Here is a 21,422-nt window from a genome sequence, read left to right on the forward strand (position 1 = left end):
GGGGTGCCTTGGTGGCGCAGATTGGATTCGGACAATACCGCGCAGTTGTCTGAACTTCGATATTCATCAGTTGGTCAATGACGAAGCACCGGCTTGGCTAGCAAGCCCTCCTCCGCACAGATAGCCGCCATCTCGCAGCCGCCTTCCACCCCATGGCGGTTCATACTCTCCCGAGTGAACCTCTGCCGCTGGCACCAGATCGCTGCATTCCCGGGTGAATGACCTATGCTTTCACCGCTCCGGCCGTCAGTCCCGCCACGAAGTGCTTCTGCATCAGGAAGAACAGGCACACCGGCGGCAGGGCGGCGAAGAGCGCGGCGGAGGAAATGAGGTTCCAGGCCGTCAGCCATTCGCCCTTGAGGCCGGCGATGCCGAGCGTCAGCGGCTTGGCAGAATCGCTCTGCACCAGCACCAGCGCCCAGAAATAGTCGTTCCAGACAAAGGTGAAGATCAGCACGGCCAGTCCCGCGAGCGCCGGACGCAGCAGCGGCAGCACGATGCGGCGCAGGATCTGCATCTCGGTGGCCCCCTCGATGCGCGCCGCCTCGAACAACTCGTTGGGCAGCGAGATGATGAAGTTGCGCAGGAACAGGGTGGCGAACCCCGTCTGGAACGCGGTGTGGAACAGCACCAGCCCCCAGACGGTGTCATAGAGCCCGACCCCCAGCACCATGTTGCGCACCGGGATCATCAGGATCTGGTAGGGAATGAAATTGCCGCCGATGAACATCGCGAACAGCAAGGTGCTGCCGGGGATGCGGTATTTCGCTAGCGCGACCGCTGCCATGGTGGCGAGGATCAGCACCAGGACAACCGTGGTGCCGGTAACCGTGACGCTGTTGAGGAAGAACCCCCACATGGGCGAGGTCGCGAACATTTCGCGGTAATTATCGACCAATGCGAAGCGCGACGGCGCGCCCCAGTAATTCCCTTCCAGAAGATCCGACTGCGAGCGGATCGCCGTCATCATGATGGCGAGGAGCGGCAGCATCCACACGAGCATCGCCGCATAGAGCGCGAGCCGGTAGCCGAGGCGCACGCCGGCGGAGCGTTCAGTGACCGGGGTGGGATACATCAGGCGCCCCTCTGTTCACGACGCAGCGTGTGCCGCAGGAAGAAGGCGATGTAGACGCTCATGATGAGGAACAGCACCGTGGCGATGGCGGCGCCATAGCCAGCGCGGTAGCTGAAGATGGTGGCGTCATACATCTGATAGGCGAGGACGGTGGAGCTGCCATAGGGACCGCCCTGCGTCATGACAGCGATGAGGTCGAAATTCCGCAGCGAGCCGATCACCGTGATGATCGTCGCCACGAAGGAGACGGCGCGCAGCTGCGGCAGCACGATGTGGCGCAGCAGCGTCCAGCCGGAGGCGCCGTCAATCCGGCCCGCGGCGATCAGCTCGCCGTCAAGCTGGGAAAGCCCGGCGAGGAACAGCACCAGGCAGAAGGCGGTCTGCGCCCACAGCGCGGCGAAGACGATGCCGAAGGTGACGAAATGCTCGTCGGAGAGAATGGCGAAGGGCTCGAAGCCGAAGAACCGCATCACGATGGCGAGGATGCCGAAGGTCGGGTCGTAGAACCAGGTGAACACCACGCCGATGATGACGTTGGCCAGCACCAGCGGGATGAAGAACACGGATTTGACGATGCGCATCTCGCCGAGCGGCTGGTTGAGAAACAGCGCGAGCGCGAGCCCGAACACAGGCGCCAGAAGAAACAGCACGATCCAGATGATGTTGTTCTTCAACGAGGTGAAGAACTGCGCGTCGGCGAACAGTTCCCGGTAATTGTCTAGCCCGACGAAGGTGGCCGGGCCGGTGCCGTCCCACTCATAGAAGCTGATGGCGATGCTCTGGAGGATCGGCCAGACGATCATCATCAGGAACAGCGCCAGCGGCAGGAGCAGCAGGAGGATCGGCGTCAGCCAGGACTGGTTTCGGCGCCAGATGCGCAGCATGGGAACCTCGGGCGAGAAGGGACGGGTCGCCCCGCCGATAGGGGCCCGCCATGGCGGGCCCCGGCCGCGTTCAGTTGAAGATGCGCTTGCGGGCTGCGTCCAGCCGCTCGAGGATCGCGTCTTCGCGGTCGGGCTTGGCGAGGAACTCCTGGAAGCCCTTCATGCCGACCTGCGCCATTTCCGGGTCGGTGTCGCGGTCATAGAACTGCGACGAGCCGGCGGAATTGCGCACCTGTTCCATCTGCACCGAGGCGAAATCGTTCGGGTCGATCTGGATATCGGTGCGCGCCGGCACCACCGAGCCGCCCTTGGCGAAGGCCGAGAGGTTCTCCGGCTGGGCGAGGAAGGCGAGGAATTTCAGCGCCAGCTCCTTGTTCTTCGCGCCCTTGGGAATGCCGACGCCGTTGATCGAGACCTGCTCGATATTGGGCACGGAAGGGTCGACCGTCGGGAACGGGAAGAAGCCGATGTTTTTGCGGGCTTCCTCGGGCAGCGAGGTCAGCACATAGGGGCCGAGCAGATACATCGCCGCCTTGCCCTGCGCCAGGAACGGGATCGCTTCCTGCCAGCCATAGGAGGAGGCGTTGTCGAGAAAATAGCCCTTCTCGATCGGCACGCGCCAGGTGTCGAACACCTTCTTCATGCGCGGATCGGTGTAGCTTTCCTGCCCGTTCATCAGGCCCATGTAGAAATCGAGGCCGTTGATACGCTTGGTGAGGTAGTCGAACCACAGCGCATTGGCCCAGAGATCCCGCGTGCCGATGGTGAACGGCACGATGCCGGCCGCCTTCGCCTTCGCGGCGATCGCCATCAGCTCGTCCCATGTCTTGGGCGGCTCGACGCCGATCTTGGCGAACACTTCCTTGTTGTAGAAGAAGCCCCAGGTGTTGAAATTGGTGGGCATCATGTACTGCTTGCCGTTGTCGGTGACGGCGGCAAGGAAGGGCTCCATCGGCTTCTCAAGCTTGTTTTGCGTGTAGAAGCCGCTGATGTCGGCGAACAGGTCGCGCTTGGTGAAGGCGCGCATGCGGGCGCCGGTGAACCAGAAGGCGACATCCGGCGGGCTGGCGACCAGGAAGTTGCGGATCGAGGTCTTGTAGGATTCGACGTCGCTGTAATTGACGGTGACCTTGACGCCGGGATTGGCAGCCTCGAAATCGGCGACGATCTTGTTCATCGCCGCCTTCTGCCCGGCGCCGCTGCGATCGGTGTTGATCACCAGCGTTTCCTGGGCCGCCGCCGGCGTGGCGAAGGGGTGGAGCAGGCCGCAGGCGAGGGCGAGCGCACCCGCCCCCATGAGCAGGGCGCGACGCGGCAGGGAAAGCGTCATTGTCATTCCTCCGTTGCTGGGCCGGTTTCGATCTCGCATCCACATTTCTCGGGACGCTTCAAATGCGCGGCAAGGGTGCGGCCCATCGCTTGTCGCGTCTCATGCCAGAGAACTCTAGACTTACTTATCGATAAGTCAATTTCGGGTCACGCCAGCCTCGACCGGGCGCTGGTCAACTGATGCGGCGCCCGGTCGTGCGGTCGAACAGATGCACCTGGTCCGCATCGGGCAGGACGCGGATTTTCTCGCCCGGACGGACCGCGACGCGGCTGCGGAACAGGCAGTTGAACTCGGCACCGCCGGCGCGGACCAGCACCTCGGTCTCCGATCCCGTGGGCTCGACGACCACCACATCGGCCTCGACGCCGGCGTCGTCGATGCGGAAATGCTCGGGCCGCACGCCATAGACCGCCTCGCCCTGCGGCGCCGCCTGCCACTGCCGGCCCGCCGGAAGCATCAGCCGGTCGCCGGCGCGAAACGCGCCGTTCTCGAACTGCCCTTCGAGGAAGTTCATGCTGGGCGAGCCAATGAAGCCGGCGACGAACTGGTTGTCCGGTCGATCATACAGGTCGAGCGGCGCGCCGATCTGCTCGATCACCCCGTCGCGCATCACCACGATCTTGTCCGCCATTGTCATCGCCTCGATCTGGTCGTGGGTGACATAGACGGTGGTGGTCTTGAGCCGTTGCTGCAGTTCCTTGATTTCCGCCCGCATCGCGACGCGCAGCTTGGCGTCGAGATTGGAGAGCGGCTCGTCGAACAGGAACACCTGCGGGTCTCGGACGATGGCGCGCCCCATGGCGACGCGCTGGCGCTGGCCGCCGGAGAGCTGGCGGGGATAGCGGTCGAGCAGCGGCATGAGGCCGAGGATCTGCGCCGCCTTTTCCACACGCTGGCGGATTTCCTCTTTCGGCGCACTACGCAGCGACAGGGCGAAGGCCATGTTCTCGTAGATCGACATGTGCGGGTAGAGCGCATAGCTCTGGAACACCATGGCGATGTCGCGATCCTTCGGCGACACGTCGTTGACGAGGCGCTCGCCGATGCGGATCTCGCCAGCCGTCGCCTTTTCCAGCCCGGCGATGGTGCGCAGGAGCGTCGATTTTCCGCAGCCGGACGGGCCGACGAGGATCACAAACTCCCCGTCCGCAATGTCGACCGAGACGCCCCGCAGGATATGGGTTTCCCCGAACTTCTTGTGGACGTCGCGGATGGTCACCGATGCCATGGAGAAGGTCTCACGATCTTGGACTCGCCACCCGAGGCAGGCGTGGCACTGCGTTTCCACTGCGCCTCTTAGGCCTAGCCCGGCCGGCGCTCGTCCAAAGAGCTAGCATTGACCTTGGAGGCGGTCAATGCGAAGTTACTTATCGATAAGTAAGTTTTTCGGCGAGGGCTCATGACCGTTGACGTAACGACATCTCTTTCGCCTGCCGGCGCACTGCCGCCCGGTCTTTACGGCTATGACGACCTCTCCGAAGGCGCTTTCTTCCTCACCTCCGGCGTCACCGTCACCGAAGCCCATATCGTCGGCTATGCCGGCATCTCCGGCGATCTGTTCGACGTGCACATGGACGATACGTTTGCGCGCGAGCAGGGCTTTCCCGGCCGCATCGCCCATGGCCTGCTGGGCCTCGCCCTGATCGACGGGCTGAAGACCCGCTGCCCGGTCAGGCTGCAGGGAATCGCGACGCTGTCGTGGAACTGGTCGTTCAAGGCGCCGATCTTGATCGGCGACCGCATCGCCGCACGCTTCGATGTGCACGCTAAGCGCCCGACCCGCCGCGCCGACCGGGGCATCGTCACCTTTAACGTGAGCGTCGTGAACCAGAACGGCGAGGTGGTGCAGGAGGGGCAGACCCTGCTGATGATGGGGGGACGGAAAGCGAGCGACGCCGCATCGGCTTGACCGATTGCCGCCGCTTGCTCATCTGTTTGCAGCACGCGAACACGCCGCGTGAGGGGGAGTTATCAGCCGATGGCGCGCAAGGCCGGCGGAGAGACGGTGGCACCGAGCCGCCTGTCGATGCGCGACAACATCAAGAAGGTGGCGACCGAACTGCTCATCCGTCACGGCTATCACGGCACCAGCTTTCGCCATATCGCCGACCGGCTCGATATCACCACGACCAATATCCACTACCATTTCGGCAATAAGGAGAAGCTGGTCGAGGAGGTCGTGCGCGACTACGTCACCAGCACCTGCGCCAAACACAAGGCGATCTGGGAAGCGCCGGACCGTTCGCTGCCGCAGAAGCTGATGGACGTCGCCGTCTTCAACCGCACCCGCTACAAGGCGTTCAACCGCGGCCGTAAGAGCGGGCAGCCCTGGAGCCTGATCGGCCGGCTGCGCCTCGAAGGCGAAGTGCTGAGCCCTGGCGCGCGCGAATCACTCGCCTCCTTCACCGACAATGTGCAGGCCGCTGTCCGCGTCGCGGTGCAGATCGCCTATGACCGCGGCGAACTCGTCACCGACGCGCCGCTGGACGACATCGCCTTTCTCTTGGTGAACATCGTCAACAGCTCCTCGGTCTTCACCCAGGACGCGGGCAATTTCGAGCGGCTGGAACAGTTCTTCGAGGCTTTCTCGCGGGTGATGCTCTCCGCCTACGCGCCTGTGAGCCGACCGGACGTCGCGGCCCAGTAACCTCCGGCGCCCTCCCGGCCCGCCGCCCCGCGCGGCCGCGCCCGGCCTACATCATTCTCACCCTTGCGCCGACGAGCCGCCTTGCTGTGCCGCGCCCGCACCCGGCGCAGCACCGCCGTCGCGCAGGGGAGGGCGACTCAAGCACAGGGTTGCGGATCGCCGGTTTCTGACTTACTGATAAGTAAGTTTAGGGGCAGTTGGTGCCTTCCATCCTTCTGGAGTTCTGGGATGAAGATCCTCACGGCGTCGGCCGCAGCGGCGCTCGTGCGCGATGGCGACACGATTCTCATCGGCGGTTCGGGATCCGGCCATGCGGTGCCGGAAGCTCTCATCGCCGCCGTCGAACAGCGTTTCCTGGCGGAGCAGCAGCCGCGCCGCCTGACCACGATCCACCCCGTCGGCCTCGGCAATCGCGGGGAGGCCGGCGCGTCCCGCTTCGCCCATGAAGGCCTCATCCGCCGCGTGGTCTGCGGCACCGTGGTCGACGCGCCGCCCCTCGCCGCCATGGCGAGCCGCAACGCCATCGAGTGCTACACCCTGCCCCAGGGCGCCCTGTCCCAGCTCATCCGCGAGATCGCGGCCGGGCGGCCGGGGCTGCTGACCCATGTCGGGCTGCATACCTTCGTCGATCCGCGCCTCGCCGGCGGCAAGCAGAGTACGGCCTGCTCGGAAGATCTCGTCGAGCTGGTCACGCTGAAGGACCGCGAATGGCTGTTCTACAAGCCCTTCCCCATCGACGTCGCCTTCCTGCGTGGTACGACCGCCGACGAGGACGGCAATATCTCGATGGAGGACGAAGCAATCTTCGGCGAGATGCTCTCCATGGCGCAAGCGACGCGGCGCCTCGGCGGGCTGGTGATCGTCCAGGTCAAGCGCCTCGCGCGGCGCGGCACGCTGCCCGCCAAGACGGTGAAAATCCCCGGCATGCTGGTGGATGCCGTGGTGGTCGATGCCGAGCAGAAGCAGACCTACCAGACCTTTTTCGATCCGGCCTTCGCCGGTCAGCTGCGCATGCCGCTTGAGGGCTTTCCGCGCCTGCCGCTCGACGAGCGCAAGATCGTCGCCCGGCGTTGCGCGATGGAATTACGGCGGGGCGCCGTCTGCAACATCGGCTCGGGCATCTGCACCGGCATCGGCCTCGTCGGCGCCGAGGAGGGTCTGCTAGACGAGGTGGTGCTCACCAATGAACAGGGACTGATCGGCGGCGCGCCGGCCTCCGGGCTCGATGCGGGCGCGGCACGCAATTACTGGGCGATGATCGACCAGCCTTACCAGTTCGACTTCTATGATGGCGGCGGGCTCGACATCGCCTTCCTCTCCGCGGTGGAGGTCGACCGCGCCGGCAATGTGAACATCAGCCGATTCGCCGGCCGCGTCGTGGGCATTGGCGGCTTCGTCAACATCAGCCAGAACGCGCGCACCATGGTGTTCGGCGGCACCTTCACTGCCGGAGGCCTGAAGGTGCGGGCCGAGAATGGCGAACTCGTCATCGTCGAGGAAGGCAAGCACCGTAAATTCGTCGAGGCGGTCGAGCAGGTCGCCTATAGCGGCCCCTATGGCCGTTCGCGCGGCCAGACCACGCTGTTCGTTACCGAGCGCGCGGTGTTCCGCACCGGCGAAGACGGCATCGAACTGATCGAGATCGCGCCAGGCATCGATCTGGAGCGCGACGTGCTCGGCCAGATGGCCTTCCGGCCCCGCATCGCTCCGACGCTCAAGCGCATGGATGCGCGGCTCTTCCGTTCCGAACCCATGGGCATCGCCGCCGAGATGCCGGGCGAATGGCGCGTGCACGATCGGCTGCGCTCCGCCTCGTGAACCTCAGCAGGGAAAACGCCATGACAACCCCCGCGACGCGCCCCTCCGGCCTCGCCCTTTGCCTTCCCCGCGCTGAGGGCACGCTGGAGACCTACCGCCTCGCCGGCACGCCCTTGCGGGCGGCCGCGCCGCAGCGGCCGTTCACCCGCATCGCCTATGCCGCCGGCCATGTCGTCGTCGACCCGCGCGCGCCCTTCGACCCCGCCGTGAAGACGGTGGTCGACTGGGAGCGCACTTTGGCGTTCCGCGAGCATCTGTGGGGTCTTGGGCTCGGCATCGCCGAGGCGATGGACACCGCCCAGCGTGGCATGGGCGTGGACTGGCCGACCTCGCTGGAACTGATCCGCCGCACCAGCGCCGCCGCCGGCCGCGACCGGCTCGTGGTCTCCGGTTGCGGCACCGATCAGCTCGCGCCGGCCGAGGCCCGCACGCTCGACGATGTCATCCGCGCCTATGAGGAGCAGATCGAGGCGATCGAGGCCACCGGCAGCCGTCTCGTGCTCATGGCGTCGCGCGCGCTCGCCCGCGTCGCCAAGGGGCCCGACGATTATATCGCCGTCTATGACCGGCTGCTGCGGCAGGTCAGCCGTCCCGTCGTGCTGCACTGGCTCGGGGACATGTTCGACCCCGCTCTGGCGGGGTATTGGGGCACCCCGGATATCGCCGGCGCCATGGATGTGGTGGCCGGCATCATCGGCGCCCATGCCGGCAAGGTGGACGGCATCAAGATCTCCCTGCTGGAGGCCGCCCACGAGGTCGCGCTCCGCCGTCGCCTGCCGGAGGGCGTGCGGATGTATACAGGCGACGACTTCAACTATGTTGCGCTGATCGAGGGAGACGGCGCCCATCACTCGCACGCGCTGCTCGGCGCCTTCGATGCCATTGCCCCGGCAGCCTCCGCCGCCTTGGGCCGGCTGGCGGATGGCGATGCCGAGGGATACCGCGCCCTCCTCCAGCCGACCGAAGCGCTGTCCCGGCACCTCTTCACCGCGCCGACCCAGTTCTACAAGACCGGCGTGGTGTTCATGGCCTATCTCAACGGCCATCAGGACCATTTCATCATGGCCGGTGGGCTGGAGAGCGCACGCTCGGCCGTCCACCTCGCCGAGATCTTCCGGATGGCCGATGCGACCGGCCTGCTGGCCGATCCCGACCGGGCCGTGCGCCGCATGAAGGCGGTGATGGCGCTGCGCGGGATCGAGGGATGACGCCGGCCCTGCTTCCCGACCTCCCCGGCCTGCCGCTGCCCCTTTCCGGCGCCACGCGGGTCTACGCCATTGTGGGCGATCCGATCGCGCAGGTCGGCTCGCCTGGCCTGTTCAACGCCGCCTTCCGGCGCCGAGGCGTCGAAGCGGCCCTCGTGCCGCTGCATGTGGCGCCGGACGGCCTCGCCGACCTCCTGCGCATGTTTCGCACGACGAAGAACTTTGACGGCCTCATCGTCACCGTTCCGCACAAGGTCGCCATTGCCGCACTGATCGACGAGATCGGCCCGATGGGGCGCCGGATCGGCGCGGTGAACGCCATCCACAAGCGCGACGGCCGGCTCGTCGGCGACAATTTCGACGGCATCGGCTTCGTGCGCGGGCTGAAGGCGAAGGGCCATGGGCTCAGCGGCCGCCGTGTCCTCGTCATCGGCACCGGCGGCGCCGGCCGCGCCGTGGCGCACGCCGTTGCCGATGAACAGCCGGCGCGGCTGCGCCTGTTCGATGTTGATGCCGCGCGGGCGCGGGCAGTGGTCGCGGAGCTGAAGGCTGCCGCTCCCGGTCTCCACGCCGATGTCGGTGCGCCCGACCCGTCTGGCTTCGACGCGGTGGTCAACTGCACCTCGGTTGGCATGCGGCCGGAGGATCCGTTCCCGGTGGCAATCGACCCCCTCGGTCCCGGCACGCTCGTCGTCGACATCATCCTCAAGCCGGCGGTAACGCCGCTGCTGGAGGAAGCGGAGCGCCGCGGTTGCCTCACCCATGCCGGCGCACCCATGTTGGAGGGCCAAGTCGACGCGATCTGCGATTTCTTTGGACTGGCCGCGCCATGACGCTGACGCCACAACGCTGCGCGATCAACACGGCGACACTCGGCTATAAGGAGCCGATCGGCCGCGTCATCGACCAGGTTGCCCGCCATGGCTTTGGCGCCATCGCCCCGTGGCGGCGGGAAGTCGAGGGCGGCGACGTCGCCGCGATCGGCCGGCAGATACGCGATGCCGGCCTTGCCGTCTCCGGCTATTGCCGCAGCACGGCGATCCCTGCCGAGACGGCTGCGGCGCGGCGGGCGCAGCTGGAAGAGAACCGGCGGGCTCTGGCGGATGCCGCCACGCTGGGTGCGGCGTGTTTTGTCATCGTCGCCGGCGGGCTTGCAGGCGGCAGCCGCGACCTCGCGGATGCCCGTGCCCAGGTCGAGGAAGGGCTCGGCCATCTGCTGGTGGAGGCGCGCTCTCTCGGTGTGCCCGTCGCCGTCGAGCCACTTCACCCGATGTACGCGGCCGACCGAAGCTGCGTGAACACCCTGGCGCAGGCCCTCGATCTGTGCGCCCGTCTCGATCCCGACAATGCGGGCGGCATCGGCGTCGCGCTCGACGCCTATCACGTGTGGTGGGACCCCGACCTTGCCGCCGGAATCCGTCGCGCCGGCCGCGAGCGGCGGCTCCTCGCCTTTCACATCTGCGATTGGCTCGTCCCCACCGCCGATCTGCTGATGGATCGCGGCATGATCGGCGACGGCGTGATCGACCTCGCAACGATGCGTTTCGAGGTCGAGGCCAACGGCTTCGCCGGCTATGCCGAGATCGAGATTTTCTCAAACCGGTGGTGGTCCACCGACAGCGATGAGACGCTGCGAGTCTGCGTCGATCACTTACGCGCGTTATAGCTGAATGTCGTATGGGCTACAGAGGTGGACGTCCGACGGCAAAATCGGCACGCGCAGCGTGGCGTCTTTAGACGACGTATTACGCCATCATGCCGGCGAGCAACCAAGAAGAGAACTATGTGTTCGCTATAACCCTATGACGTATGTTGACCCCTTCTCGGACAGTGGTGAGGTCTGCTTTCGGGGTGGGCTGATCACCTTGGCTGAAACGACCGATGTGGGGCCGATTGCGGAATGGCGGCTTCCAAGCAGAAGAAGGCAGGTAGCGGACATTTGTTTGGCCAAGAGTGAGCCCTGCGTAGTCATTCAGTGAAGCCCCTGAACGAGATAATCTCGAATTTGATAGAGGTTCACGCCAAAATTCTCAGCATCCTCAGGACGTATAACGATGGATAGCCGGTTGGAGAAAACCTGATCCTTCGACCCGTCCGCAAACGACTCTGCCATGCGTTCGGCCATCTTCTTGCGCGGGTATCCAATGCGCCCACGGCCGGTGCCCATCAGCGGAACCGAGAGGTTCTTGAGCTCCCCGTGCGTACGTATGAATGTCCAAAGAGAGGAAAGTGCGTCTTCCACCTCACGGATTGTCGTGCTGGCGGTGCCTTGTGCATTCAGCCGTGACATGGCCACGAAATAGAACGTCCGACCGTGCCCCTTAACCCGAGCTACAGTGCCGATGGGATATTCGATGCCTTTGCCGGGAGCATCCGCTCGCGGTGTTCCATTCGCGTTGGCAAGATCGATCTGTAGCTGCTTATCGATATCGTCTGTGTTGGACTGAAAGAAGCGGGTCGCAACCTGTCCCTGTAAGCTGTCCGTCGCAATCAGCCCATTCGCCATGCTCGTGTCGAAGGTCGTGTTGGTGCTCACGACAACATCGTTGGTGCCAGCGAAAATGTCACCAATGCGAACCTCTACGACATAGTCGCGACCCGGCACCTTGTACGAGACGCGCGCAATCGGGCGGCGTGTGATGACCACGAACAGAGCGGCGAAGCAAATCATGGGGATGATCGCAAACTTGCTGTATTCGGCCTTCGTGTAGATGCCCAGAAAGTCGATAATCTCCATGAATAGGTACAACGCACCCACTGTCGCCAGTAGCTTTGCAAGCGCTTCACCTGACAGAAGTTCGTACCGCCAGAATGACCACGTCGCTATGGACTTGAAAAAATAGCTCATTGATTACAGGACCAACGACTTATTTATATCGCTATTGTAGTAGAATGGACCAGTTTTCTGCGCCATTAGGTGCTTTGGATGCCATTCGAGCCATGCCTTCATAGCGAATGTGATAATTTTCTCGTTGAGCGGCACGTATATTGCCAGCGCATCTCGCATCGCAGGCGGGCAGCGATCATCCTGCGACCTACTTCCATTGAGATTGATGCCAAAGATGGGAAGATTGAGCCGAATGGCTGTCTCAATCTCCCACTTAACAAACTTGTGCAGGTAGCGGGTGTTCTCGCCAATAAGGACTAGGAACAATTTCGAGTTGGCAAAGCGTTCGCGCAATTGGCGCTTGATGCTCTCTTCTTGGCTTGAGTCTCGAGCAGTGTTGAGATCGTGGGCATTGTAAATATCGAAGTTGAAGCCCTCATGCGCTGACCACGCTGTCATCAGCCGGTAGTAGTGCATGTCGTTGTCACCATCGAAGGCGATGTAAGTCTTATTACGGTATGCCATTACCAACCCCTTGGCGCGCTCGTTGCCCTGCGTAGTTATATCTTGGCCGGAACGTCTTGCAATGAGATCGATCCGCCATGCTGGTCGGAAAATCGCGCGCGCCTTTGCGCCCGAGAGTTTGTCTGGTTCCGTGAACACAGAGATACGGTGTTCTAAGGCACTCGAGAGAGATAATTGATGACGAAGCTTCACACGCTACCCGACTCTGTATTATTTATTTGGATTCATCTGAGGGCGTGCTGCCTCTGCGATCTCGCTGTCCGCTTTGAGAGCGGCGATTAGAAGCTGAAGCTCGTCGATATCCTTCGCGAACTCGTCGGGAGAAGGTACTGGCACTGTATCCGCCGCTGGATTGTCATGGCTGTGCGTGTTTGCGCGGGTCATGCCCTCATGGAAGCGGATGGCGAGCGCATGGGAGAGGTAAACATACCGTAGCAGCTGGGTCTGGATGACATCGGTGCCGCGCCGGACGATATCACGGAAAATGATCTCCTCGACCGCGCGCTCATAAGTATCACGAAGGCGCCCATACAGGTTCTTTACCGCGATTTCGTAGTCTGCCGGGCTCGTCGTATGGAGCTTCGACAGCTGCGCAGCGTCATTCTTGATTCGGCCGAGACGCTTGGCTACATTCAGCCCTTTCCACGGCATGCCGGCCGCGTCGATCTTGCCGGCCGCGCTTTTGTCGCTGAACAGCGCGACCGTGACCGGATCGATTCCCTCTGCGTCGGCTGCCCGGCAGAGCTCGTTGAAAAAGACGATGTCGTGGGTGAACACGATTACCTGCCGCTTCAAGGCCTCCTCGGCGATGCGCTCCGCCACCTTGACGCTTCGATTGCGGTCGAGCGAGGACACGGGATCGTCGATCACGATTGCACCCGACCCGTCGGTGAGAGTGACTTCGGTTAGGAAGCCGGCCAAGGCCAGAGCACGCTGCTCTCCCTCGCTGAGGATTTCCGACGTGACCTTGGTCAATTTTGTCTTCGGATCGACCTCGAATTCCGCCTTGGTCTGCCCGCTCTTGCGCGCCAGCCCGACATTGAGATGCATGATGTCGAAACGCGTGCGTTCCGCATCGAATTGCGTGACCACGGCCGTCGTCAGATGTGTATCCAGGAGTTCGTTTGCACGTTGCGTAATGCCCCTCGTCTGGACGTCCGCGAGAGCTTTCCCATACGCGCCGTCGATGATCAGTAGGCCGCGGCGTTTAATAAGCTTCGACTTGTTGGCGGAGAGTGTCCTCCGATCTTCGAGTTCGGCCTTCTCCGCTGTGAGCTTGGCCCGCTCGTCAGCATTGCTCGCCTGCGCCAACCCGTCCTTCTCGGCCTTTAGCTTGAGTGCAAACGCCTTTACTTCTTCAGACGGGACAACGAGTGCGGGAGCGGCCTCGTATGGTTCTCCGTTCAGGCGCGCGACCGCCTGATCACGCCTCGCGACTGCGGTTGCCTGAAAGCTCGCGAGCAGATCAGCCAGCCCGGCGTCGCGCTTTCGTATCTGTTCGAGCCGGTCGGGGAAGTCCGTGGCGCGGAGACATGAGAGCTCGCTCACATTGGTGAGCGCTTCGGCGACCGCCTGCTCTGCCTTCGACGCGGCGGTATCCAGAGTGTCGTCCATATACTTCTGAAAACGCTGCATACGGCTCGCGCCATCGGGCAGGAGAGGCTGTTGACACAGCACGCAGGCGGCAGGACCGGCATCCGCCACTACCACAGGGAACGACTTGCCTATGTAGGCTTTCTTAAGCGAGTAGTCGCGGGCCGCCGCCCAGAGCGCCCGCCAAGTGTCGCTCCCGACTCCGGGCAACGGTTCGTCGGTGAACAACGCGCCGGCGGCGACCGTGGCTGCTTCGCGCGCAGCAACGGCGGTGGCGCGTAGACCCGCGAGCTGCTGCAGCGCCGCATCTGAAAGCGCCGTTTCGGCTGCTGCGCATTCAGTCGCGAAGGTATCGGCCCATTTTGCGAACGCGGTAACGTCAGCGGCTGCGGCTGCGCCGGCTGACAGCGCAGCGGTGATTTCATCGAGACGCAGTTGATCAGCCTCGGCAAACACCGTCGCCGCGTCGATCTGAGCGGTGGTGGTGGACTTGCTAAGAGCCTTATCGAACCGCTGCGCTCCCGTGTCGCGCGTTGGCGTAAAGACGATTGTCGTCAAGCTGACCTTGTCGCCAACCTCTGTTGCGCGTTCCGTCTCCAACTTGTCCTTCAAGCTGAGACAGACGGTATTCAGTCGATGCGGCAGGGCGAGCCCGAACGGAAGAAAGCGAATCTGATTTCCGCCGTTGACATATAGCTCCGCAGAAGCCGTGTCGAAGACCGCCACCTGCATGAGCTGCGGTGATGCGGCTTTCCCGGGAGACCAGGAAATTGGGGTATCGCCCGTGCCGGCGTCGATAATGATCTCGGCAGTCTGCGGTCCGGCGGACGCACCGTACACGTCAGCCAGAACCTTAAGCTTGGAAGGGTTCTCCACGCGCTTGCGGCACGCGGTTCGCAGGATTCGCACGAAACCGCTCTTGCCACTGCCATTGCGGCCATACACGATCGTCAAGGCTTTCGGGCAGAAGGCAAGGGCGGCTTTCGGGACCAAGCGGTTGATGTTCTCGATGTTGGCGATCCCTTTCAGGATGATGGGCTGTTGCTTTCCGCCTCCGAAATGGGCCTTGGCGAAAGGGATCGCGGCAGGAGGAGGGCTCGCCAGACTGAAGCCTGCGGCCAATTTGACCATGGCAAGCAGTTCACCAAAGTCGGTATCTGTGAGGTCGTTGCTGATCGCGAGCCGCCGCAATGCGTCCTGCTTCCAGGACGAGAGTTTCTTTGCCCAGTCCAAGACGTCGTCGATCGGCTCCGCAGTCATTTTGATCCTCCCGAGCGACTATAAGTCTACCTGTGATTAGTGCAGGTAAACAGTTCCGCTCGGCTATTTCAATACCACGGTGATTGACCAAACCTTGGGCTCAGAACTCAAAGTCAGAAGTGAACGGTGGGACCGCACATGGAAGCAGTCACCGCGCGTGCGGTATGTCGGCTTCCAGGAGGTGGCCGTTACCAGATCAATGGCCGAGAAGCGGCGCAAAGCGGCCGTTCGCGGCGGCGTGTCGGGGAGGGGCGCTTGAGGGCAACATGGACATCGGGCGGAGGCAAACGCATAGCCAACGCTCGGGCCCGCCTCGCACCGCAACTCATTCTGCCGCGAGCACAATGACGCCCGCGATGAGAACGCCGCATCCCGCCAACCGCCACGTCTCCACCTCCTCCTTGAGGATCAGCATTCCCATCAGCGCGCCCACCATCATCGACATCTCGCGCATCGGTGCGACCAGAACGAGCGAGGCGCCAGTTTGGAGAGCGGCGAGGATGAGGATGTAGGATAGAGGCGAGAGCAGGCCCACGCCGACGGCGATCCACCAAAAACCACGCATGCGCTCCAGCGCCCGGCGCGGGTTGGCAGCGATGAGCGGCAGGAGCAGGAAGAAGCGCAGCAGGTTCGAGAACCAGTCGAGGACGACAGGGGCGATGCCGAGCGCCTTCACGGCATTGGCATCGACCACGGTATAGGAAGCGATCAGCCCGCCGGTGGCCGTGCCCCAGCCGATGCCGGCCTTCCCGTCCGGCAGCCGGAAGGCCGCGAGGTTGCCGCGCGTGGCGATCAAACCGATGCCGGTAACGATGAGCGCAAGCCCGACAAGCCCCAGCCCGGTCAGCGGCTCGCCCAGAAGCATCACTGCTCCAAGAGTTGACAGCATGGGCCCGGTGCCGCGCGCCACGGGATAGACGACCGACAGATCCGCCACCTGATAGCCGCGCTGCAGGCAGAGGCTATAGGCGAGATGGATCAGTCCGCTTAGCAGCACGAAGGCGCTGCCCTGCCATGTCCAGCTGATGGCACCATCGGCCAGCAGATACAGCACCCAGGGCGCATAGGCGACGCAGGCGATGAGATTATAGGCAAAGACGAACGCCAGCCCTACCGACGCAGCGCGCTTGGCAAGCAAGTTCCATGAGGCATGAATGAAGGAGGCAAGGATGACGAGAAGCAGCGAGGCGAGTGTCATGAGATCCCCTTGGGCGCACCATGCGCCGGTTGATCTCGACGTCTCCTCCTCTGGGCTTTTGCCCCTTGGGTGCAGCCGCGGAACTCCCGCGGTCTCCGCAACGCTCGGTCCTGCGAAGGCGCGGCCTTCCGGATCCCTAGTTGCCACTCGATCGATGCGCGACGATAGCCGGAGGGGAGCCCAGCGATCAAGCCGCTCCGCGCAACGGACAGAAGATGGGTTCAGGCCGATCCCCGCCGAAAAACCCTCGACTGTCGTTGTTGGCCATCAAATCAATTCTGCAGGGTTTGTCGCTCACTTCCGCAGGGTGTCGGTGACGGCCACATGGGGAGAGACGTAGCCCGCCGCAAAACACCTGTTTTCGGTTGGCATGAGGCTCTCTCTGCCTGGTATCGCCCGCTGGCGCGACGCGTCTCTGGAGGCATCGCCATCAACTCTCCGCCGGCCATGACAAATGGCAGTCAGCTCCTGGGCTGAGGCGCGCACCGCGTAGCGGCGGTGCTGCGCCACCTCAAGAGTTGATCGCGCGGCGTGTGCTAATGGCTGACCCAGCGGAGCGCTGTGCACGGGTCAAACGGCTGGTCTGACGCGTTTGAGTTCCGGACACCATGGACCTTGTGTCGCGGGAGACGGTGGTTCTTGTGGCCATGCTCCGTTGGGGCGCCGTGGTGATCACCAAGACGCTGAAGGAGACGGGCTACCGCGTCTGTGAGGGCGCCTCGCGAACCGGCGGGTTCGCGTCGATCGACGAGGCGCAGGAATGGTTTGAGAAGGGGCATCGGCGGATGATGGCCGAGGGCTGGGTACGGCTGGCCGGAAAGAACAATGGTGGGCCGCCGGCAGCGACAGTCATGCTGCAATGGACTCGCGCCACCCAGATTGCGATATCACGCACCGACGCGATTTAGTGTAGCCGATCTGGCACCGGGTGCGCTGCGCGTTCCGACCGCGACCCGCTTGCTCTGTTAGATTGCACTCCCCGCCGCGCGCTCAAGCGCCCGCTGGGCCGCCTCCAGCCGCTCCCACGACGCACGGCTCGCCCTACCTACGGCAAGCCGCTCCTGAATCGGAACCGCGGCCCTGCGAGCCGTGTGGAGCGCGAAGGAATGGTCCTCTAGCGCGGACTCAAGATCGGAAAGAATGTTGCGTAGGGTGTCGGGAGTGATCATGGGTCGCCCTCCTGTGCTGGTGGAACCGAACACCGCCGCCCAAAGGCGATCCTACTGCACTGCCCTACGCCACGGCGCCCCCTACATCGCTCCACGATCAGCGTTGCCCAAGTTGTCCGGCAATCTCAGCGCCGCTGACGTCGCGGCTCTCGACGATCCGTCGGCCAAGGCAGACGAGGCTAATATCTCCCTCAACCAGGTCAGCGCCACCCGGTCACCCCTGCGATCGACACCGCGTCGGTGGGCGCAGCGCTGGAAAAGGTTCGGCTGCTCCGCAGCGAGGACAAACGCCGTCAACGCCACAACGATCGCCCTGCCTTCATTTGGACCGCGCTGCTGAATTGTCCAGGCCTATCCCGTCCTTACATCCTGTCGACTACCGCCGGCGAGCATTCCTTTAAATGAAACGCTAATCTTTTGGGACAACGTCATTACTCATCAATGTAATCATTTCAACCAAATTATCTTGCCCGTACGATACATGAAGCGAATAATTCGTGAGGTCAAATCGGTCCCATGACTTTCCCGATTTGGTAGGCGCCCCGAGACGATTTTGCACCTCATGAGAGTTCCAACCAATACCAACTTCCAATCTGTCAGACAGGTTACTTTTTTTGGATACAAATATCGTTGTAATTATCTTTTCTTCTTCGCATTGAAACTCAAAGCCATGCTTCTCGCAGACGTAAAAGTACAGATGCTTAGGCAGATCCCTTGATACACTTTTTTTGAACTTATAGTTTTTAAATGGCTCATCGTTGAGAATTGTTTCAATTAGCGCTCCAATGTATTCTTGAAGCATATTTCTGTTGGTTCTCATATTTAATACTTACTCTTTTGAGAATCGCGTTCAGCCAACCCGCTATCGAGCGCAGCGCGGTCGCGTTTGGCAGCTTTGCCGCGGCCCAATGAGTCTAATTCTTGACGCTCTTTGTTGTTGCGCCCTCCGTAAGTGGAACTTTTACGTTGGTGCACCGCTTTCGGAGAGGCGACTGCAGGTGTATCTAGCCTTAGTTGAGCTTCCTCTGGCTTTGATAGCCGTCGCCCCAACTCTCTTTCTGTTACGATTTTTTGCGCAGCAAAAGATGGCTGGTGGTCCATATGAAGGGGCTCAGTCTCACCATACGCCTTTTTTGCTTTAATAGAGAACCATAGGAGCCTGCGTCACCTGGTTTGACTGCGCGGACATCGTCGACTTTTTTACCTAAGCCGAGCGCATCTGCGATTTTTCCCCCTAAAGTTCGCGCCCCCTTTATGCCTGCGGTCGCTCCGCCCGGTACACCAGGTACCGCTGTCGCAATGGTATCGATGGTTGCACCTGCGGCATCAATGGACGCAGATATGTAGTTCCCTTGGCTCCAATTCTCGGCGGCATTGGCCCATCCGTAAGCAGCATTAGATGCATCCCAAAACCTTTCAATTATATGCCCACTTGGATCGCTCTTGTTGATCGGATCGTTGTCGGCATAGGCGTAGCGGTTGGTGCCGACGCCGGGCTCGATTGGGTCGAGCGTGTCGGGGGAGAGGAAACGGCCGATCACCGGGTCGTAATAGCGGGCGTGGAGATAGAGTAGGCCCGTCTCCGGGTCGTGGCGCTCGCCGATGAAGCCACGCGGCTCGGCCGGGGCGGCGGGTGAGCAGCCGGGGACGGCCGGGGCTTCCGCCTGCGTCCGGTCGCCATGGGGGCGATAGGCGGAGCGGCTGGCGACGCAGCCGGTGGCGTCCGTGGTGAGCTTGACGCTGTTGAGATGGTCGCGATGCAGGAACACCGGCGCTGTTGGCCCGCCGGCATCCGGCGTCACCAACTGCGCGTCGGCATGAACATCCAGCCGCCACGCGGTCTTCGCCGTCCAGGCGGCGGGCGTGCCCTCGCAGACATAGGAGGTGACCCGCTCGATATCGCCGGTAACGGTGAGCGTCACCTTGTCGGGGGCGGGCGCGGCTAGCGCCTTGGCGCACTACCCGATCGCGGATGCCAAGGAGCTTCGGTATGGTTTGAGATCAGAAAAATGACGTCAGATGGCCGGAAACCAAACCCCTCGGACAGCGGGATTGCCAATGTTTGGAAGCACATGGTCAGCTTCGAGAGTTTTGACGTCTATATCTTTCTGTATGCTTGAAAATTCTCGCTCGCCGAAAAGCGGGAAAATTACATCTCGAATCATAGCCTCAGCTTCGCTTTGATTGCTTGCCGTTACTCCGCACCCTAGATTCAGGGGCGAGCTATTCCCATTTGAAGAAAAGGTAACCCAGCAACGATGAAGGCTCATCTCGTCCCACCAGACTCACTACGTGCATCAGACGCTAGTGCACGCGAGGGGCGCGTCGCAACGGGAATGTGCCGAAAAAGGGGCAGGAAGTTTTGGCGGGCATATGGTACCTGTTGCGGCGAAGGTCGGCGCGGATGGTCCATTGGCTTCAGTCCGACCTATTCCAAAGGCCCCGAAAACAGGTGTTTTGCGGCGGGCTACGTCTCTCCCCATGTGGCCGTCACCGACACCCTGCGGAAGTGAGCGACAAACCCTGCAGAATTGATTTGATGGCCAACAACGACAGTCGAGGGTTTTTCGGCGGGGATCGGCCTGAACCCATCTTCTGTCCGTTGCGCGGAGCGGCTTGATCGCTGGGCTCCCCTCCGGCTATCGTCGCGCATCGATCGAGTGGCAACTAGGGATCCGGAAGGCCGCGCCTTCGCAGGACCGAGCGTTGCGGAGACCGCGGGAGTTCCGCGGCTGCACCCAAGGGGCAAAAGCCCAGAGGAGGAGACGTCGAGATCAACCGGCGCATGGTGCGCCCAAGGGGATCTCATGACACTCGCCTCGCTGCTTCTCGTCATCCTTGCCTCCTTCATTCATGCCTCATGGAACTTGCTTGCCAAGCGCGCTGCGTCGGTAGGGCTGGCGTTCGTCTTTGCCTATAATCTCATCGCCTGCGTCGCCTATGCGCCCTGGGTGCTGTATCTGCTGGCCGATGGTGCCATCAGCTGGACATGGCAGGGCAGCGCCTTCGTGCTGCTAAGCGGACTGATCCATCTCGCCTATAGCCTCTGCCTGCAGCGCGGCTATCAGGTGGCGGATCTGTCGGTCGTCTATCCCGTGGCGCGCGGCACCGGGCCCATGCTGTCAACTCTTGGAGCAGTGATGCTTCTGGGCGAGCCGCTGACCGGGCTGGGGCTTGTCGGGCTTGCGCTCATCGTTACCGGCATCGGTTTGATCGCCACGCGCGGCAACCTCGCGGCCTTCCGGCTGCCGGACGGGAAGGCCGGCATCGGCTGGGGCACGGCCACCGGCGGGCTGATCGCTTCCTATACCGTGGTCGATGCCAATGCCGTGAAGGCGCTCGGCATCGCCCCTGTCGTCCTCGACTGGTTCTCGAACCTGCTGCGCTTCTTCCTGCTCCTGCCGCTCATCGCTGCCAACCCGCGCCGGGCGCTGGAGCGCATGCGTGGTTTTTGGTGGATCGCCGTCGGCGTGGGCCTGCTCTCGCCTCTATCCTACATCCTCATCCTCGCCGCTCTCCAAACTGGCGCCTCGCTCGTTCTGGTCGCACCGATGCGCGAGATGTCGATGATGGTGGGCGCGCTGATGGGAATGCTGATCCTCAAGGAGGAGGTGGAGACGTGGCGGTTGGCGGGATGCGGCGTTCTCATCGCGGGCGTCATTGTGCTCGCGGCAGAATGAGTTGCGGTGCGAGGCGGGCCCGAGCGTTGGCTATGCGTTTGCCTCCGCCCGATGTCCATGTTGCCCTCAAGCGCCCCTCCCCGACACGCCGCCGCGAACGGCCGCTTTGCGCCGCTTCTCGGCCATTGATCTGGTAACGGCCGCGCGCCCAATGCGGACATTCGCGAGGTGGGGCACGTCGGCAGCTTTGCGCCAGCTGCGGACGTTCGAT

Annotated in this window: 17 protein-coding genes; 8 read left to right on the top strand and 9 right to left on the bottom strand. The window is 62.8% G+C overall.

Translation table 11 applies throughout. The annotated features are described in order from the left end of the window. Nucleotides 1-223: 223 nt before the first annotated feature. The 4 genes from ACO07Z_RS12835 to ACO07Z_RS12850 all read right to left on the bottom strand — a co-directional run bounded on the left by ACO07Z_RS12835 (nucleotide 224) and on the right by ACO07Z_RS12850 (nucleotide 4,517). Nucleotides 224-1,075 (bottom strand): carbohydrate ABC transporter permease, encoded by an 852-nt coding sequence (locus ACO07Z_RS12835; protein WP_244378676.1) that lies wholly within the window; start codon nucleotides 1,073-1,075, stop codon nucleotides 224-226. After that, nucleotides 1,075-1,959, bottom strand: a complete 885-nt coding sequence (locus tag ACO07Z_RS12840; protein WP_244378678.1) for a carbohydrate ABC transporter permease — start codon at nucleotides 1,957-1,959, stop codon at nucleotides 1,075-1,077. The genes ACO07Z_RS12835 and ACO07Z_RS12840 overlap by 1 nt, the downstream gene beginning before the upstream one ends. 70 nt (nucleotides 1,960-2,029) lie before the next feature. Further along, the gene (locus ACO07Z_RS12845) at nucleotides 2,030-3,289 is read right to left on the bottom strand and encodes an ABC transporter substrate-binding protein (protein ID WP_421699063.1); all 1,260 of its coding nucleotides are present in this window, start codon (nucleotides 3,287-3,289) and stop codon (nucleotides 2,030-2,032) included. Nucleotides 3,290-3,461: 172 nt separating this feature from the next. Continuing rightward, complete coding sequence (locus tag ACO07Z_RS12850) at nucleotides 3,462-4,517, bottom strand: ABC transporter ATP-binding protein (protein WP_421699064.1); 1,056 nt, start codon at nucleotides 4,515-4,517, stop codon at nucleotides 3,462-3,464. Nucleotides 4,518-4,688: 171 nt separating this feature from the next. On the opposite strand from ACO07Z_RS12850, the gene ACO07Z_RS12855 reads away from it, so the two are divergent. The 6 genes from ACO07Z_RS12855 to ACO07Z_RS12880 all read left to right on the top strand — a co-directional run bounded on the left by ACO07Z_RS12855 (nucleotide 4,689) and on the right by ACO07Z_RS12880 (nucleotide 10,625). After that, nucleotides 4,689-5,198 (top strand): MaoC family dehydratase, encoded by a 510-nt coding sequence (locus ACO07Z_RS12855; RefSeq protein ID WP_421699065.1) that lies wholly within the window; start codon nucleotides 4,689-4,691, stop codon nucleotides 5,196-5,198. 69 nt (nucleotides 5,199-5,267) lie between these two features. Further along, entirely contained in the window at nucleotides 5,268-5,936 is a 669-nt protein-coding gene (locus ACO07Z_RS12860) for a TetR/AcrR family transcriptional regulator (RefSeq protein WP_421699066.1), read from the top strand. 228 nt (nucleotides 5,937-6,164) lie between these two features. Continuing rightward, entirely contained in the window at nucleotides 6,165-7,754 is a 1,590-nt protein-coding gene (locus ACO07Z_RS12865; RefSeq protein ID WP_421699067.1) for an acyl CoA:acetate/3-ketoacid CoA transferase, read from the top strand. A 20-nt stretch (nucleotides 7,755-7,774) separates the two neighbouring features. After that, the gene (locus ACO07Z_RS12870; protein ID WP_421699068.1) at nucleotides 7,775-8,962 is read left to right on the top strand and encodes a dihydrodipicolinate synthase family protein; all 1,188 of its coding nucleotides are present in this window, start codon (nucleotides 7,775-7,777) and stop codon (nucleotides 8,960-8,962) included. Beyond that, a complete protein-coding gene (locus ACO07Z_RS12875) occupies nucleotides 8,959-9,792 on the top strand; it encodes a shikimate dehydrogenase family protein (RefSeq protein ID WP_421699069.1) in 834 nt (277 codons plus the stop codon). Before ACO07Z_RS12870 ends, ACO07Z_RS12875 begins: the two co-directional genes overlap by 4 nt. Beyond that, entirely contained in the window at nucleotides 9,789-10,625 is an 837-nt protein-coding gene (locus ACO07Z_RS12880) for a sugar phosphate isomerase/epimerase family protein (protein WP_421699070.1), read from the top strand. Before ACO07Z_RS12875 ends, ACO07Z_RS12880 begins: the two co-directional genes overlap by 4 nt. Before the next feature lie 306 nt (nucleotides 10,626-10,931). Here ACO07Z_RS12880 and ACO07Z_RS12885 read toward each other — a convergent pair whose 3' ends face one another. The 4 genes from ACO07Z_RS12885 to ACO07Z_RS12900 form a co-directional block, all read right to left on the bottom strand. Then, nucleotides 10,932-11,807 (bottom strand): macro domain-containing protein, encoded by an 876-nt coding sequence (locus tag ACO07Z_RS12885; protein ID WP_421699071.1) that lies wholly within the window; start codon nucleotides 11,805-11,807, stop codon nucleotides 10,932-10,934. 3 nt (nucleotides 11,808-11,810) lie between these two features. After that, nucleotides 11,811-12,503, bottom strand: a complete 693-nt coding sequence (locus ACO07Z_RS12890) for a TIR domain-containing protein (RefSeq protein WP_421699072.1) — start codon at nucleotides 12,501-12,503, stop codon at nucleotides 11,811-11,813. Between the two features lie 18 nt (nucleotides 12,504-12,521). Further along, on the bottom strand, nucleotides 12,522-15,164 hold the full coding sequence (locus ACO07Z_RS12895; RefSeq protein WP_421699073.1) for an AAA family ATPase: 2,643 nt from the start codon (nucleotides 15,162-15,164) through the stop codon (nucleotides 12,522-12,524). Nucleotides 15,165-15,489: 325 nt separating this feature from the next. Then, a complete protein-coding gene (locus ACO07Z_RS12900; protein WP_421699074.1) occupies nucleotides 15,490-16,362 on the bottom strand; it encodes an EamA family transporter in 873 nt (290 codons plus the stop codon). Between the two features lie 608 nt (nucleotides 16,363-16,970). Between ACO07Z_RS12900 and ACO07Z_RS12905 the strand changes: the two genes are divergently transcribed. After that, nucleotides 16,971-17,270 carry a hypothetical protein gene (locus tag ACO07Z_RS12905; protein ID WP_421699075.1) on the top strand — a complete coding sequence of 100 codons (300 nt, stop codon included), beginning with the start codon at nucleotides 16,971-16,973 and terminating at the stop codon, nucleotides 17,268-17,270. A gap of 1,322 nt (nucleotides 17,271-18,592) precedes the next feature. On the opposite strand, the gene ACO07Z_RS12910 is transcribed toward ACO07Z_RS12905, so the two are convergent. After that, nucleotides 18,593-19,453: an RHS repeat-associated core domain-containing protein gene (locus ACO07Z_RS12910; RefSeq protein ID WP_421699076.1), complete on the bottom strand. Its 861-nt coding sequence runs from the start codon at nucleotides 19,451-19,453 to the stop codon at nucleotides 18,593-18,595. Nucleotides 19,454-20,338: 885 nt separating this feature from the next. Between ACO07Z_RS12910 and ACO07Z_RS12915 the strand changes: the two genes are divergently transcribed. After that, nucleotides 20,339-21,211 carry an EamA family transporter gene (locus ACO07Z_RS12915; protein ID WP_421699074.1) on the top strand — a complete coding sequence of 291 codons (873 nt, stop codon included), beginning with the start codon at nucleotides 20,339-20,341 and terminating at the stop codon, nucleotides 21,209-21,211. The last annotated feature ends 211 nt before the right edge of the window (nucleotides 21,212-21,422 follow it).

It is taken from the genome of Ancylobacter sp. (assembly GCF_965229075.1).
In the GTDB taxonomy this organism is placed as follows: domain Bacteria; phylum Pseudomonadota; class Alphaproteobacteria; order Rhizobiales; family Xanthobacteraceae; genus Ancylobacter.

Bases quoted from the DNA above. Each gene is read 5' to 3' on its own strand.
- ACO07Z_RS12835 (WP_244378676.1), bottom strand. From the start codon at position 1,075: ATGTATCCCACCCCGGTCACTGAACGCTCCGCCGGCGTGCGCCTCGGC.
- ACO07Z_RS12840 (WP_244378678.1), bottom strand. From the start codon at position 1,959: ATGCTGCGCATCTGGCGCCGAAACCAGTCCTGGCTGACGCCGATCCTC.
- ACO07Z_RS12845 (WP_421699063.1), bottom strand. From the start codon at position 3,289: ATGACGCTTTCCCTGCCGCGTCGCGCCCTGCTCATGGGGGCGGGTGCG.
- ACO07Z_RS12850 (WP_421699064.1), bottom strand. From the start codon at position 4,517: ATGGCATCGGTGACCATCCGCGACGTCCACAAGAAGTTCGGGGAAACC.
- ACO07Z_RS12855 (WP_421699065.1), top strand. From the start codon at position 4,689: ATGACCGTTGACGTAACGACATCTCTTTCGCCTGCCGGCGCACTGCCG.
- ACO07Z_RS12860 (WP_421699066.1), top strand. From the start codon at position 5,268: ATGGCGCGCAAGGCCGGCGGAGAGACGGTGGCACCGAGCCGCCTGTCG.
- ACO07Z_RS12865 (WP_421699067.1), top strand. From the start codon at position 6,165: ATGAAGATCCTCACGGCGTCGGCCGCAGCGGCGCTCGTGCGCGATGGC.
- ACO07Z_RS12870 (WP_421699068.1), top strand. From the start codon at position 7,775: ATGACAACCCCCGCGACGCGCCCCTCCGGCCTCGCCCTTTGCCTTCCC.
- ACO07Z_RS12875 (WP_421699069.1), top strand. From the start codon at position 8,959: ATGACGCCGGCCCTGCTTCCCGACCTCCCCGGCCTGCCGCTGCCCCTT.
- ACO07Z_RS12880 (WP_421699070.1), top strand. From the start codon at position 9,789: ATGACGCTGACGCCACAACGCTGCGCGATCAACACGGCGACACTCGGC.
- ACO07Z_RS12885 (WP_421699071.1), bottom strand. From the start codon at position 11,807: ATGAGCTATTTTTTCAAGTCCATAGCGACGTGGTCATTCTGGCGGTAC.
- ACO07Z_RS12895 (WP_421699073.1), bottom strand. From the start codon at position 15,164: ATGACTGCGGAGCCGATCGACGACGTCTTGGACTGGGCAAAGAAACTC.
- ACO07Z_RS12900 (WP_421699074.1), bottom strand. From the start codon at position 16,362: ATGACACTCGCCTCGCTGCTTCTCGTCATCCTTGCCTCCTTCATTCAT.
- ACO07Z_RS12905 (WP_421699075.1), top strand. From the start codon at position 16,971: ATGGACCTTGTGTCGCGGGAGACGGTGGTTCTTGTGGCCATGCTCCGT.
- ACO07Z_RS12915 (WP_421699074.1), top strand. From the start codon at position 20,339: ATGACACTCGCCTCGCTGCTTCTCGTCATCCTTGCCTCCTTCATTCAT.